The organism is Bradyrhizobium yuanmingense, from assembly GCF_029167105.1.
In the GTDB taxonomy this organism is placed as follows: Bacteria; Pseudomonadota; Alphaproteobacteria; order Rhizobiales; family Xanthobacteraceae; genus Bradyrhizobium; species Bradyrhizobium yuanmingense_A.
This window is the reverse complement of sequence record NZ_JARFML010000012.1, coordinates 41,096-55,984: the sequence shown is the minus strand read 5'-3', so window position 1 is coordinate 55,984 and position 14,889 is coordinate 41,096. Positions and strand designations below refer to the sequence as shown.

Genomic DNA, 14,889 nt, shown 5'->3' with positions numbered 1-14,889 from the left:
AGCGCTCGCTGGGACGCGCCGAGGGATGGCATGCGCTTAAACGCTTTGTTTGCCATTTCGGTGAATAGTCCCTCAATGAGTATGGTTAATTTTCCCTGTTGCGTTGATTGGGCACCTATATCCCGGGTGCGTGGCGTAAAGCGGAGAGTAACCCCTCAGCCCGCGGCACTTGGAATGAAAGCTGGGGATCATGCTTGATTATAACCAGCCGATCGATCGAGCCGGACCGGAGGCCGCGCAACGGAAGCCTCAGGCCGGTTTGAACGTGCTGGAACTCGCCAATCTGCTCTGGCGGCGGAAGGTCGCGATCGCCGCGGCCGCCCTGCTCGGTGCGGCGCTTGCCGTCACCATCGGCAAGAGCGTGACGCCCCGCTACACCGCCACCGCTCAGCTCTATGTCGACCCGCGCGAGCTTCAGCTCGTCGACCGCGAGCTCACGCCCCGGGCCCAGGACGTCACCGGCATGGCCATGGTGGTGGAGAGCCAGGCGCGCCTGATCACCTCCAACAGCGTGCTGCTCCAGGTGATCCAGCAGGCCGGCCTCGACAAGGATCCGGAATTCGGAGGCGGTGAGGCTGGGAGCCTGATGTCGTCGTTGCTCGGCCTGATCGGCCTGCAACCGCGCGCGCCCTCCGCTGCGGAGAAGAGGGAAGTGGAGCTCGCGGCGCTCGATGCGTTGAACAAGCACATCGCGATCCGCAAAACCGAGAAGAGCTTCATCGTCGACATCGAGGTCTGGTCGACGGATCCCGCCAAGGCGGCGATGCTCGCCAACACGCTGACCAATGCCTATCTCGCCGAGTCCCGCAAGTCGCAGGCTTCGGCGGCACGGCGCGCCACCAACGATCTCTCCAGCCGTCTGAAGGAGCTGCGCGACCGGCTGCGTAACGCCGAGACCGCGCTCGCGACCTACAAGGCCCAGAACAATTTCGTCGGCACCCAGGATGCGCTGATCAGCGATCAGCAGCTCTCCGCCAGCAACCAGCGGCTCTCCGCGGCCCGCGCGGCGACGATGGACGCGCAGGCGCGGCTCGACCAGATCGAGGCGAGCCGCCGCACCGCTGCCGATGCCGGCGCGATTCCGGAGGCGCTGCAATCGCCGACCATTGCGAATTTGCGCGCGCAATATGCCGACGCCCGGAAGAAATATGCGGAGCAGGCCGGTGAGCTCGGCCCGCGCCATCCGGCGCTGCGCCAGACCGAGAAGCAGGTCGAGGACCTCAAGCGCACCATCAACGAGGAGATCGACCGCTTCGCCCAGTCCGCCAAGAACGATCTGACGCGCGCCCGCGATTTCGAAGCCTCGCTCAACCGCGCGCTGGAAGCGCAGAAGCGGCAGAGCGTCCAGCTCAGCCAGGCCGCCGTGCGCCTGCGCGAACTCGAGCGCGAAGCCGATGCCAGCCGCGACGTCTATCAGTCCTTTCTCAAGCGCTCCCGCGAAACTGAGGAGCAGGAGAGCCTGAATACCTCGGCCGCCCGCGTCATCGGCGAGGCGACGGTGCCGCAGCGGCGCTCGTTCCCGCCCGCCATGAGCCTGTTCGCCATGATCGGCTTCATCTTCGGGGCGATCGCGGCATCGAGCTGGTTCGTTGTGGCGGACCTGCTGTTCGCCGGCGCACCTGCGACGCCGGCACCCGCCCGGCGTGAGCGCTCGCCGGCGCCACAGGCGTCCCGAGCACCGGGACTCGCGCCGGCTGCTGAGATTGCTCAACCGCCGCAGGCCCCGCGCGCTCCTGAAGCTGCGCCGTCGATGCCGGAACTTGCCGCGCCCCCGCTGCAGCCTTCAATGGTCGAGCAGCCAATGATCGAGAAGCCGCTGATCGCACGCTTCCAGGAGGCCGACGTCATCCATACGCTCGGCGCCATACTTCCCACCGGCGGCGGCGTCGATCTCACGCGGCTGGGTTGGCCGACGCTGCGCCCCGGCTTTCCCATGACGAGCTTGCTCAACGCCTGGCGCGACATGCGCGCAGCGCTGACGCGGCGCGCGGGCGGCAAGGCGATGCCGGTCGTCGCGCTCGTCGGCACCGGCAAGACCAGCGGCCGCAGCGTGGCTGCGCTGAACTTCGCGCTGGCGGCCGCACGCGACGGCGCCCGCGTGCTGATGATCGATGCCGACCATCAGGCGCGCTCGCTCACGAACAGGGTCATCCGTCCCGGCAAGAGCGAGCCGAGCAGGCTCGGCTGGCTCTCGATCGGCAGCAAGGACGCGCGCGAGATCAAGACGGTCAACGGCATCTCGGTGCTGCCGGCCGCCGAAGGCGACGCCGGCAAGGCCGCCGATGCCATTCGCAAGGCGATTGCGCAGGCCCGTTCCGCCGGCGGCTATGATCTCGTGATCCTCGACGGCCCGGCCGTGCCGCTCGCGACCGGCGGCCGCAAGCTACTCGAGGACATCGGCTCGCTAGTGGCCGTGCTGCCGACCAGCCTCGACGTCAACGACAGCCTGGAAGAGATCCTGACCGCGCTCGGCCCCGCCGAGCGCAAGCTCGTCGGCGTCGTGCTCGACGAGCTCACCCCTGCAATGCAAACGCGCCAACGAGGCAGACAATATGCTTGAGCGCCGCGTCAACCTCGACGGACGGGCAGCAACTGCCGAGGTACCGAGAATCACCGTCGGCGGACTTCGCATGGCCGCGATCGACGTAGAAGAGACCGCCGATTTCATGATCGAGGCGACGAATCCCGACCATCGCATCGGCCGTCCGCTGTTCCTGACCTCGGCCAATGGCGAGGTGCTGGCGCGCTGCTCGACCGAGCCGCAGACCGAGCACTTGTTCCGTGCCGCCGATCTGATCAATGCCGACGGTCAGCCGCTAGTCGCCGCTTCGAGGCTGCAATCCTGGTTCCCGCTGCCGGAGCGTGTTGCCACCACGGACCTGTTCCACGTCGTCGCGCGCAAGGCCGAAGCCGCCGGCCGCACCTTCTACATGTTCGGCGCAAGCGAGCCCGAGAACGCCGCTGCGGTCGCGAACGTCCAGAAAATGTATCCGCGTCTCAAGATCGTCGGGCACAGCCACGGCTATCTGCGCGGCGAGGCGCTGCGTGCCAAGGTCGAGGAGATCAACGCCCTGGCGCCGGACTATCTGTGGGTCGCGCTCGGCGTGCCCAACGAACAGGCATTCGTGAAGGAATTCACGCCGCATCTGACCAATGTTGGCGTCATCAAGACATCCGGCGGATTGTTCAACTTCTTGTCAGGCAGTCGTTCCCGCGCGCCGCAATGGATGCAGAAGATCGGGCTCGAATGGGCCTGGCGCACCCTGCTCGAGCCGCGCCGTCTGCTCTGGCGTTATTTGACCACCAACCCCCGCGCGCTCTATCTTCTCTTCAGCCGCAACCGCCCCCTCCGCTAAGAGAAGAGCAGAATACGATATGACCGACCGACCGACCGTCCTCGTCACCGGGGGCGCTGGCTATATTGGCTCGCATGCCTGCCGCGCATTGTCCGCCGCCGGCTATCAGCCCGTCGTCTATGACAATCTCTCGACAGGTCATCGCAGCTTCGTATCCGGCCCGCTGGTGACGGGCGACCTGCTCGACGGCGCGGCCCTGGCGCGCGCCTTCGCCGACCACAAAATCGCGGCGGTGATGCATTTCGCGGCGGCGAGCCTCGTCGGGGAATCCATGACCGACCCGCAGAAATATTACATCAACAACGTCCAGGGCACGCTGTCGCTGCTGCAGGCGATGCGCAACGCGGGCTGCCATCGCATCGTGTTCTCCTCGACCGGCGCCGTCTACGGCAACGCCGATTCCAAGGCACTGCCGGAAGACTTTCCTTGCGCGCCGATCAATCCTTACGGCGCGTCCAAATTGATGATCGAGCGCATGCTCGCCGACTACCGCACGGCCTATGGCTTCGGCGCGTTCTGCCTGCGCTATTTCAACGCCAGCGGCGCCGATCCGGCCGGCGGCATCGGCGAGCTGCGCGACAACGAAACCCACCTCATTCCCCGCGCGATGATGGCGCTTCAGGGTCATGTCGAGTTCGCGGTGTTCGGCGACGATTACGACACGCCCGACGGCACCGCGATCCGCGACTACATCCACGTCACGGACCTTGCGGCGGCGCATGTGGCAGCCTTGAGGCTTCTGGAGCAAGGCCATGCCGGCGGCAGCTTCAATCTCGGCACCGGCTCCGGCTTTTCCGTGCGCGAGATCCTCGACGCCATCAGGCAGGAGACCGGGCGCGAGGTGCCGCACACGATCAAGCCGCGCCGCGCCGGCGATCCCACCTTTCTGGTCGCCGATCCCTCTGCTGCCAGAAAGGTGCTGAACTTCGTGCCGCGTCACTCCGACCTGCCGACAATCGTCCGCACGGCCTGGGCCTGGCACCAGAAGGCGCATCCGTTCAGGCCCCGTTAGGCAGCCATATTGCTCCTTGCCGGTGGGCACCTTCAACCGCTAAAGAGAATGAAGAGACTATGACAGCCGCGCCGGCCGCTTCTCCGGCCGTCGCTTGCTTGTGGTATGGCCCCGATGGGCCGGCATACGGCCTCCGAGAGACGCCGTTCTTCAAAACTTCACGACCACGACCGAGTGCGCGCATCGGCCTGGTTTCAGGCGCGACAAGGAGCACCGAGCGAATGCATCAGGCCGCAAGCCTGCAATTCGAGCGCGTGGTGAACGAGTTCGCCCGCTGGCTCGCCGTGCCCGAGGACGAGCGCTCGCCGGCGCCGGCCTGGTGGTGGGGACCCGCGATCGCGGTGCTCGACGTGCGCCAGCCGATGCCCGGTGCGTGGTCGCATGCGCTCGGCCTCGAAGACGGATCGACCTTTGCAGAGGGCGCGTGTCTGCTCCTCGCTCTGTTCGAGGATCAGACCTCGGTGTCTTGGCCGGAGGATTTTCCGCGCAAGGCAAACACCAAGGATGACGAGATTCGCGACCTGCAGCCGCAGCCGTCAGACGACAGTGCGTTTCAGCCGTGACGCCGCAGTTTCCGTGACTGCAGCGTCCTGCTCCGGCTGGAGCGGCGGCGCGACGGGCGCCACCATGGGCCGCAGCAGCTCGCCCATCTGCCGCGCCGGCAGCGGCTTGGAGATCAGGAAGCCCTGCATCTCGTCGCAGCCATGGGCGCGCAGGAACGCCTCCTGTTCGGCATTCTCGACGCCTTCGGCGACGACGGTCATGCCGAGCGCCTTGCCCATGCTGATGATCGCCTGCGCGATGGCCTGATCCTCCGAATCCTGCGGCAGGTCGCGCACGAAGGAGCGGTCGATCTTGATGGTGTCGATTGGGAAATGCTTCATCAGCGACATCGAAGAATAGCCGGTGCCGAAATCGTCGATGGCGAGACGGATGCCGCGGCTCTGGATGGAGTCGAGCACCTTGAGCGCGCGGCCGACATTGCGCATCATCATGCTCTCGGTGACCTCGAGCTGGAGCAGCACGGGCGACATGCCGGAGGCCGCCAGCGCCTCGTCGACGTCCTGCAACAGATGCTCGTCGGCAAACTGCCGCGGCGACAGGTTGACCGCCATCGACACCGGCAGCAGGCCGCGGCGCTGCCAGGCCATGGCCTGCGCGCAGGCCTCTTTCAGCACCCAGCGGCCGATCGGCACGATCAGCCCGGTTTCCTCCGCGAGCGGAATGAATTGTGCGGGCGAGACGTTGCCGAGATCGGGATGCGTCCAGCGCAGCAGCGCCTCGACGCCCGTGATCTGACCCGTCGCCATGTCCACCTTGGGCTGGTAGTTGAGCGAGAACTGCTCGCGCTCCAGCGCGCGGCGCAGCGCGCTCTCCAGCGACAGCCGCTCGATCGACTGCGTCGTCACCTCGTTGGAGAAGAAGCGATAGCCGTTCTTGCCGTCCTCCTTGGCGAGGTACATCGCCATGTCGGCGTTCTTGGTCAGCGTCTGCGCGTCGGAGCCGTTGGCCGGATACATCGCGATGCCGATCGACGCCGTGGAATGGCACTCGTGGCCGGCCAGCTGCATGGGCTCGGCGAGCGCGGCGAGCAACCCGGTGGCGATGCGCTGGACGTCCTCGATCTCGCCGCACTGGTCGAGGATCACCACGAACTCGTCGCCGCCGAGCCGCGCGACCACGTCGCTCGCCCGCAGGGCGCCGCGCAGGCGGTTCGCCACCTCGAGCAGGAGCAGGTCGCCGGCCTCGTGACCCAGCGAATCGTTGATGACCTTGAAGCGGTCGAGGTCGATGAACAGCACAGCAAAGCGGTGATCGTGGCGTTGCGCCGCGTCGATCGCCTCGCGCAAGAGCCCGTTGAAGGTCTCGCGGTTCGGCAGGTCGGTCAGGCTGTCGTGCGAGGCGAGGTATTCGATGCGCTCGTCGGCCTTGTTCTTCTCGTCGGCGCGATCGAAATTTTCCATCGCGAAGGAGACGTTGTCGGCGAGGCGCTGCAACAGCTCGACGAACTCGGGCGTGAAGGTCGCCGGCTCGGTCGACATGTAGATCATGACGCCGACCGCCTGGTCGTGCGCGATCAGCGGAAACGCGGCGCCCGACCGCGCGCCGTCCCCGCGCACGATGGGGTGGAAGACACGGACGCGGTCGTCGTTGAGATAATCGTTGCTGATGCAGGGCCGGCGCGTGCGGAACGCTGTGCCGCTCATGCCGCGCCCTTCCGGTCGTTCGGGATCGATGGAGAGACGGACATTGCGCGTGGTGCCGGCGGAGGGACCGGCGGCGGCGACGATCTCGAGCTGGTCCGTGCCGGGTCTGGCGAGGGCAATCGTGGTCGAAGTGAACTTGGCGCCGTTCGATGCCGCAAGGCAGACGAGGTCGAACAGCTCGGCACGCGACTTCGCGCGCATGATCGCCTCGTTGGTCGCGCTCAGGGCCGCGAACATGCGCGTCAGGCGTTCCTTCTGCGCTTCGGTGCGTTCCTTCTCCTCGGCGCGCTCGAAATTGTCGAGCGCGAAGGAGACGTTCTCCGCGAGGCGCCCGAGCAGCTCGACCAGATCGGGCGTGAACGTATTCTCTTCCGGTGCGAGGAAGAGCAGAATGCCGACCGGTTCCCGTCCCGCTCTCAGAAGCGGGAAGCTCGCCGCAGCCCGCGTTTCATCCTCGATGGCCTTCGCGCGCCAATATGCGGAGCGCGGCTCGTTCAGATAATCGTTCATCACGCTGGGCCGGCACGTCCGCAGCGAGGTGCCGATGATGCTCTGGCCCTCGGGATGGTCGGCGGAAATGATGCAGGTACGCCCGCTCATGCGCTCCTGCAAGCGTCCCTTGACGGCAACGACGCGGACGAGCTCGCGTGCTTCGTCGACGATGCCGATCGTCGCCGAGGCGAACAGGTCGCCGAGCACGGCCGCCTGGCAGGCCGCCTCGAACAATTCCTCGCGCGTCTTGGCGCGCATGATGGCTTCGTTGGTCGCGCTCAGTGCCTCGAACATTCCGCTCAGACGATTGCGCTGCTTGTCCGCCCGCGCCTTCTCATCGGCGCGGTCGAAACTTTCGAGCGCGAAGGCGACGTTGGCCTGAAGCTTGCGCAGCAGCTCGACGAGCTCCGGCGTGAAGGTGCCGCGCTCCGGGGAGTTGAACAGAAAGACGCCCTCGACCCGGTCGCCGTTGAACAGCGGCAAGGCCGCGGAGGATGCGATGCCGCTGCGGCGGGCGCTGGCCTGCCAGGGCGCAATGCGGTCGTCGGCGAGCACGTCGTTGCTGACGGCAGGCTGGCGCGTGCGAAACGCGGTGCCGGTCAAGCCGCGCCCTTCGGGCACTTGGTCGGAGGTGGAGAATGTGAAGTTGCGAACCTGATCCGCATTCGGCCCGTAGCAGGCGACGACGCGCAGCAGCCCGGTCCGATCGTCGACCAGCGCGACGGTGGCCGAGGTGAACTTTGCTCCCGTTGCGGTCGCCTCGCAGACGAGGTCGAACAGCTCGGCCCGCGACCGTGCCCGCAGGATCGCCTCGTTGGTGGCGCTGAGCGCCGCATACATGCGCGCCAGGCACTCTTCTTCCGCGGCGATACGGGCTTTCTCGGCCTCGCGGCCGAAATTCTCGATCGCGAACGAGACGTTCTCGGCCATGCGCAGCAGCAGCGCGACGATCTCCTCGTCCTTGGCCCAGGACCGGCTGATGAAGAACAGCAGCACGCCGACGCTCTCGCCGTACCTGACCAACGGCGCGACCACGCAGGCGGCCACGCCGGTGTTGACATTGGCCTGCTCCCACGGCGTGTCCCTGGTGCGGCTGGGGAGATCGTCTTCGACGATGGCTTTCTGCGTCCGAAACACCTCGCCCGAGATGCCCTTGCCGTAGGGGTTCTCCGGATCGACCGAATAGCGTGCCTGGGTGACCAGATCGAGGTTCTGCCCGGTGGCGGCGACAGGCTTCATCCAGTGCGAATCCGGCTCGCGAAGCAGCACGATGGTCGCCAGCGATTTGCCGCCGTGGACCGAGGCGTCGCACACCAATTGGTATAGCTCCTGCTCGGTCTTGGCGCGCAGGATGGCCTCGTTGGTGGCGCTGATGGCGCCGAACATGCGGTTGAGCCGCCGGGTCGCGCGCTCGCTGGTCTGGCGCGCGGTCTCGCGCGCGAAATTGTCCAGCGCGTAGGAAATGTTCGCCGACATGCGCTCGAACAGCGACACCATCTGCTCGCTCAGCGAGTTGGCCTCGCTCCGCGTCACATACAAGACGCCGACGCTCTTGCCGTTGCAGAGCAGCGGCAGCGCCGCGGCCGCACCGATGTGGGCCTGGGCGGCGCCCTCGCGCCAGGCCAGCGAGCGCGGATCGTTCAGATAATCGTTGCTGACGCACAGCTTCTGATCGCGAAACGCCTCGCCGCCGACGCCGGATCCCTCGGGCGTGCCGGCTTCCGTCGTGATCACGATCGAGCGCAGCCGCGCAATGTCGTCGCCACAGCCGGCCGCGAAGCGCAGCCTTTGGCCGTCCGGCTCGACCAGGAACACGGCAACGGCCAGAAAGTCCCCGCTTGAAAACCCGGCGTCGCAGACCTTCTGGTACAGCTCCTCCGGCGATCTCGCGTAGAGGATCGCTTCATTGATGGCGCTCAGCGCCGCAAAGGTGCGCGCGAGTGTCGTCGGCACGATCTCAGCTCCCGGGCATTTCTGCCTATTTCTCCCGGGGCCTTTATGCGTGGCGACCGCCTAAGTGGTCGTTATTGCGCGGCGCAAACCGTCGATCAAAGTGAACGAGCTGCGAACGAGCGCGACAAAACTGACCGGAATACCGCTGCAAGGCCGAACCGCCGACGAATGGCATGTTCCGTTACCAATTGCAGCCCTGTGTTGGTTTACGGGAGGTTGATATCGCGGTGCCGTAACACCTTCTTCAAAACGGCAGCGCCACGCTGGTCTTGATCTCCTTCAGCACCACGTTGCTGCGGACGTAACGGATGCCGGGGATGCGGAACATGAACTCGTCGAGGAAGCGGTTGTAGGCCGCCATGTCCTGAACGACGACGCGCAAATGATAATCGGCGTCCCCGGTGGTCGCAAAACACTCCAGCACCTCGCGGCGCTTCGTGACCCTCGCCACGAATTCGTCGACGAACTTCGCATCGTGCCGCTCCAGCGAGACGTGGAGGATGGCGGACATCGCAAAGCCTGCCCGTTCGCGCGCGACCAGCGCCGCATAGCCCTGGATGACGCCGCTCTCCTCCAGCGCCCGCACCCGCCGCCAGCAGGCCGAGGTGGACATGCCGACCCCCTCGGCGAGTTGCTGGTTGGTGGCGCGGCCATCTCGCTGGAGATGGGCGAGAATGCGGGTGTCCTGCTCTTCGATCATGGGAGGCTCCAGTTCGAGCAGATCTACCAGATGGGGCGATCGCATGCAAAATCCTACCGAATTTACACAACAGAAGGGATAAATAGGTAAGACCTACCAGCCGTCCGGGCATAACCTTCCATCACTGGGCAGGATGCCGCGCGAGGTCCGCCATGGACGCCATTCCGTCACTCGACACATACGAGCTCTCCGATCGCTATGAGCGCGGGGAGGGCCGCGTCTTCCTCACGGGCACGCAGGCCATCGTCCGCATCGCGCTCGACCAGGCGCGACGAGACCGTGCGGCCGGGCTCAACACCGCCGGCTTCATCTCCGGCTATCGCGGCTCGCCGCTCGGTGGCATCGATCTCGAGCTCTGGCGCATCCAGCAGCGGCTCAAACGGGACCGCATCGAATTCCTTCCCGCCGTGAACGAGGACCTCGCGGCGACCGCGGTGCTGGGATCGCAGCAGGTCGAGACGCAAGGCGACCGCGAGGTCGATGGCGTGTTCGGGCTCTGGTATGGCAAGGGCCCGGGCGTCGATCGGTCCGGCGATGCGCTCAAGCACGGCAATGCCTATGGCTCCTCGCCACATGGCGGCGTGCTGGTGGTCGCCGGCGACGACCATGGCTGCGTCTCCTCCTCGATGCCGCACCAGTCCGACGTCGCCTTCATGAGCTGGTTCATGCCGACGCTGCACCCCTCGGACGTCGGCGAATATCTGGCATTCGGCGAATATGGCTACGCGCTGAGCCGCTTCTCCGGCATGTGGGTCGGCTTCAAGGCGATCTCCGAGATCGTGGAATCAGGCGCATCCGTCGCGCTGCGCCCGCCGCGCATGTTCCGCACGCCCGACTTCACGCCGCCGCCCGGCGGCCTGCACTATCGCTGGCCCGATTTGCCGGGCCCGCAGATCGAGGAACGGCTGGAAGCGAAGAAGCACGCGGTCTACGCCTTCGCCAAGGCCAATCCGATCGACCGTCACATCTACGATATCCGCAGCGCCACCTACGGCATCGTCACCACCGGCAAGGCGCATCTCGACCTGATGGAAGCGCTGCGGCTGATGGGCCTCGATGAAGCGGCCTGTCGCCGCATCGGCATCGACGTCTACAAGGTCGGCATGGTCTGGCCGCTGGCGCTGCACGACGCGATGGAGTTCGTGAAGGGCAAGCGCGAGATCCTGGTGGTCGAGGAAAAGCGCGGCATCATCGAGAGCCAGTTCAAGGAGTATTTTTACGATTATCCCGGCAGCAAGCCCGAGCGCATGGTCGGCAAGCACGACGAAACCGGCGCACGGCTGATCTCCTGGATCGGCGAATTGTCGCCTCGCGCGCTCGCGAACGTACTCGCGCGCCGGCTCGATCCGATGTTTCCGGGTCTCAATCTCGCCGCACGCGCGGCCGCCCTGATGCCGGAGGCCGCGCGCACGATCAATGTCAGCGGCGCGACGCGCACGCCCTATTTCTGCTCGGGTTGTCCGCACAACACCTCGACCAAAGTGCCGGAAGGATCGAAGGCGCTCGCCGGCATCGGCTGTCACTTCATGGCGAGCTGGATGGACCGCGAGACTTCCTCACTGATCCAAATGGGCGGCGAGGGCGTGAACTGGGCTGCTTCATCGCGATTCACCGGCCGCAAGCACGTGTTCCAAAATCTCGGCGAAGGCACCTATTATCACTCCGGCTCGATGGCGATCCGGCAGGCGATCGCGGCCAAGGCCAACATCACCTATAAGGTCCTGTTCAACGACGCGGTCGCCATGACCGGCGGCCAGCCGGTCGATGGGCCCGTCAGCGTCCATGCCATCGCCCACAGCGTCCGCGCCGAGGGTGTCGAGCGCATCGCCCTGGTGTCGGACGATCCCGCGCAATTCAGGCCGGCCGACCTGCCATCCGGCGTGACCATCCATCCGCGTGAGGAGATGGATGCCGTGCAGCGCGAGCTGCGCGAGGTTCCCGGCGTCTCGGTGCTGATCTACCAGCAGACCTGCGCCACCGAGAAGCGGCGCCGGCGCAAGCGCGGGCAGATGGCCGATCCCAAGCGCTTCGCCTACATCAACGACCTCGTCTGCGAAGGCTGCGGCGACTGCTCGGTCGAATCCAACTGCCTCAGCGTCGAGCCGAAGGAGACGCCGTTCGGCCGCAAGCGGCAGATCAATCTGTCGGCCTGCAACAAGGATTTTTCCTGCCTCAACGGCTTCTGTCCGAGCTTTGTCACGGTCGAAGGCGCGACGCGGCGGAAGAAGAGCGCGAGCCGGATCGATGCGGCCGGCCGCGCCACGACGCTACCCCTGCCCGCGCCCGCAACGCTCGAGCGGCCCTACGACCTCATGGTGACCGGCGTCGGCGGCACCGGCGTGATCACCGTCGGCGCGCTGATCGGCATGGCCGCGCATCTGGAACGCCGCGGCGTTTCGGTGCTCGACTTCACCGGCTTTGCGCAGAAATTCGGGCCTGTGCTGAGCTACATTCGCCTGGCCGCGAGCCCCGACGCGCTGCACCAGGTTCGCATCGACCAGGGCGCGGCCGATGCGCTGATCGGCTGCGACCTCGTCGTCAGCTCCTCGCCCAAAGCCTCCGGCACATATCGCCGCGGCACCCGTGCCGCCGTCAATACCGCGGAAATGCCGACCGGCGACGTGGTCCGCTTCCGCGACGCCGATTTGGCTGCATCAAGCCGCCTGCGCGCAATCGGTCAGGTCATCGGCGAGCACAATCTCGACACGTTCAATGCCAATGCGCTGGCCGAGCGCCTGCTCGGCGATGCCGTCTACGCCAACATCATCATGCTGGGCTTTGCCTGGCAGCGCGGTCTCGTCCCTGTTTCGTTACAGGCGCTGCTCCGCGCGATCGAGCTCAACGGCGTCGCGGTCGAGCGCAACAAGCAGGCCTTTGCCTGGGGCCGGATCGCCGCTGCCGATCCGGATTTTCTGCCGAAGGCGGAGGATGCGCCGAAGGCCGAGACGCTCGATGAGATCATTGCCCGGCGCGCCGAGTTCCTCACGGCCTATCAGAACGACGCCTACGCGGAGCGCTACCGGGCGATCCTCGCAAAGGTCCGCCGTGCCGAGGCCAAGCTGAACAGTGAGGTGCTGACCGAGGCGGTCGCTCGCGGCCTGTTCAAGCTGATGGCCTACAAGGACGAGTACGAGGTGGCGCGGCTGCACATGCGAAGCGGCTTCCTCGACGAATTGAAGCGCGAGTTCGAGGACGGCTTCAGCGTCCAGTACCACCTCGCCCCGCCGTTCCTGAAGTCGCGGCGCGATGCACGGGGGCGTCCGCGCAAACGCGCCTTCGGCCAGTGGATTCAGGTGCCTCTGGCCATGCTCGCGCGCTTGAAAGCACTGCGCGGAACGCCGTTCGATCCGTTCGGTTACACCGCGGAACGGCGTGCCGAGCGTGAACTGATCGCCTGGTATGAAAGCCTGATCGAGCGGATGCTGGGCGAGCTCGATGCGGCGCATCTGCCAAATCTCGTGGCGATCGCCAAAGCCTCGATGGATATCCGCGGCTATGGCCCGGTGAAGGACATCGCGGTTGTGAAGGTGAAGGCCGACGTCGAGCGGCTGCTCGCCGAACTGGACACGCCAACGCCGGCAAGGATGCACGCCTACGGTTGACGCGGCGCCGCGGACGCTTCAGCCTCTGCTCCCTAAGGGGCGCTCTGATGGCCTCCTGCAATCGGGTGATGCATCATGGATTTCGACCAGTTGACACTGACCGAGGCCGCGGCCGGGCTCACCGCCGGGACGTTCACGAGCACCGCACTCACCCGGGAAGCCCTGGCCCGCGCCAAGGCCAACGCCGAACTCAATGCCTTTGTCACCCTGGACGAAGCCGGCGCCTTGAAGGCCGCGGCCGCGTTCGACGCGGCAGGCGACAAGACAAGGCCGCTCGGCGGCGTACCCATCGTGATCAAGGACAATATCGAGGTCGCGGGACTGCCCTGTAGCGCCGGCACCCCGGCGCTGAGGGATTACATTCCGAAGGCCGACGCGCCTGTCGTGACAAAGCTGCGCGATGCCGGAGCGGTCATCATCGGCAAGACCAGCATGCACGAGCTCGCCTTCGGCATCTCCGGCTACAACACCGCATTCAAGTCCGGCGCCGAGTACGGCGTGCGCAACGCCTATAATCGCACTTTGATCGCCGGCGGCTCCTCGTCAGGCACGGGCGCGGCGATCGGTGCGCGGATCGTCGCCGGCGGGCTCGGCACCGATACCGGCGGATCGGTGCGAGTGCCTGCTGCCCTGAACGGATGCGCCTCGCTGCGCCCGACGGTCGGCCGCTACCCGCAAGACGGCATCGCGCCGATCTCGCACACCCGCGATACCGCAGGCCCGATGGCTGCGACCATGGCGGATGTCGCGCTGCTCGACCGCGTCATCGCCGGTGGCGATGCGCTTGCGCCGGCGGATCTGACGCAGGTCCGCGTCGGCCTCGCGAGATCGATGCTGGCCAATCTCGATGCCGACACCGAGGCCGCGTTCCAGGAAGCCGTCGCGAAAATGAAGGTGCTAGGCGTCACGGTCGTCGAGATCGAGATGCCGCAACTGGCAGAACTCGACGCCCAGGTCAGCTTTCCCGTCGCGCTGTACGAGGCCTATGACGATCTGGTCGCCTATCTCAAGCACACCGGCACCGGCCTCTCCATCGCGGCATTGGCGGAGCAGATCGCCAGCGCCGATGTGAAGGGCACCTATGACGGCTTGGTGATCCCGCGCAAGCTGCCTGGTCCCGACGGCACCCTGGTCGACGCCAAGCCGATCTACGACGCCGCGATCGAGATTGCGCGCCCCGCGCTGCAGGCGCTGTACGCCAGGAGCTTTGCCGACAACCGGCTCGATGCGATCGCCTTCCCGACCACGCCGCGCGTCGCCATTCCCTCCAATCCGGAGTCCAGCAGCCTCGAGAATTTCGGCCTGTTCATTCAGAACACGGACCCCGGCAGCAATGCCGGGATTCCCGGAATCCAGATCCCGATCGCGCTCGGTGCCAGCAGCAGATTGCCGATCGGGCTTGAGCTCGATGGCCCCGCTGGTAGCGATCCCCGCCTGCTCGCGATCGGCATGGCGCTCGAGGCTGCGTTCGGGCGCTTGCCGCCACCGGCCCGCTGACGGACTCCCGCCGGAAATGCTGGAAGGTGGCGCTTCGTTCGGCCGGCTGGACAAGGCGAGGAGAGGTCCG

8 protein-coding genes are annotated in these 14,889 nt (G+C 66.3%); 6 read left to right on the top strand and 2 right to left on the bottom strand.

Annotated elements, in window-relative coordinates; translation table 11 throughout:
* Positions 1 to 190 precede the first annotated feature (190 nt).
* From P0R31_RS17350 to P0R31_RS17335, 4 genes are all read left to right on the top strand, one after another.
* A complete protein-coding gene (locus P0R31_RS17350) occupies positions 191 to 2,560 on the top strand; it encodes a Wzz/FepE/Etk N-terminal domain-containing protein (protein ID WP_275515096.1) in 2,370 nt (789 codons plus the stop codon).
* Positions 2,553 to 3,356: a WecB/TagA/CpsF family glycosyltransferase gene (locus tag P0R31_RS17345; protein WP_275515094.1), complete on the top strand. Its 804-nt coding sequence runs from the start codon at positions 2,553 to 2,555 to the stop codon at positions 3,354 to 3,356. Before P0R31_RS17350 ends, P0R31_RS17345 begins: the two co-directional genes overlap by 8 nt.
* A 19-nt stretch (positions 3,357 to 3,375) precedes the next feature.
* The gene (gene galE / locus P0R31_RS17340; protein ID WP_035997363.1) at positions 3,376 to 4,368 is read left to right on the top strand and encodes a UDP-glucose 4-epimerase GalE; all 993 of its coding nucleotides are present in this window, start codon (positions 3,376 to 3,378) and stop codon (positions 4,366 to 4,368) included.
* Positions 4,369 to 4,589: 221 nt separating this feature from the next.
* Positions 4,590 to 4,931, top strand: coding sequence for a hypothetical protein (locus tag P0R31_RS17335; protein ID WP_275515093.1), 342 nt, complete (start codon positions 4,590 to 4,592; stop codon positions 4,929 to 4,931).
* Here P0R31_RS17335 and P0R31_RS17330 read toward each other — a convergent pair.
* Positions 4,905 to 9,020, bottom strand: a complete 4,116-nt coding sequence (locus P0R31_RS17330; protein ID WP_275515091.1) for a bifunctional diguanylate cyclase/phosphodiesterase — start codon at positions 9,018 to 9,020, stop codon at positions 4,905 to 4,907. The genes P0R31_RS17335 and P0R31_RS17330 overlap by 27 nt on opposite strands.
* 244 nt (positions 9,021 to 9,264) lie before the next feature.
* Positions 9,265 to 9,720: an Lrp/AsnC family transcriptional regulator gene (locus P0R31_RS17325; protein ID WP_275515090.1), complete on the bottom strand. Its 456-nt coding sequence runs from the start codon at positions 9,718 to 9,720 to the stop codon at positions 9,265 to 9,267.
* A 152-nt stretch (positions 9,721 to 9,872) separates the two neighbouring features.
* Here P0R31_RS17325 and P0R31_RS17320 point away from each other — a divergent pair, with 152 nt between their 5' ends.
* Positions 9,873 to 13,322 (top strand): indolepyruvate ferredoxin oxidoreductase family protein, encoded by a 3,450-nt coding sequence (locus tag P0R31_RS17320; RefSeq protein ID WP_275515089.1) that lies wholly within the window; start codon positions 9,873 to 9,875, stop codon positions 13,320 to 13,322.
* Between the two features lie 75 nt (positions 13,323 to 13,397).
* Complete coding sequence (iaaH, locus tag P0R31_RS17315) at positions 13,398 to 14,819, top strand: indoleacetamide hydrolase (RefSeq protein ID WP_275515087.1); 1,422 nt, start codon at positions 13,398 to 13,400, stop codon at positions 14,817 to 14,819.
* The last annotated feature ends 70 nt before the right edge of the window (positions 14,820 to 14,889 follow it).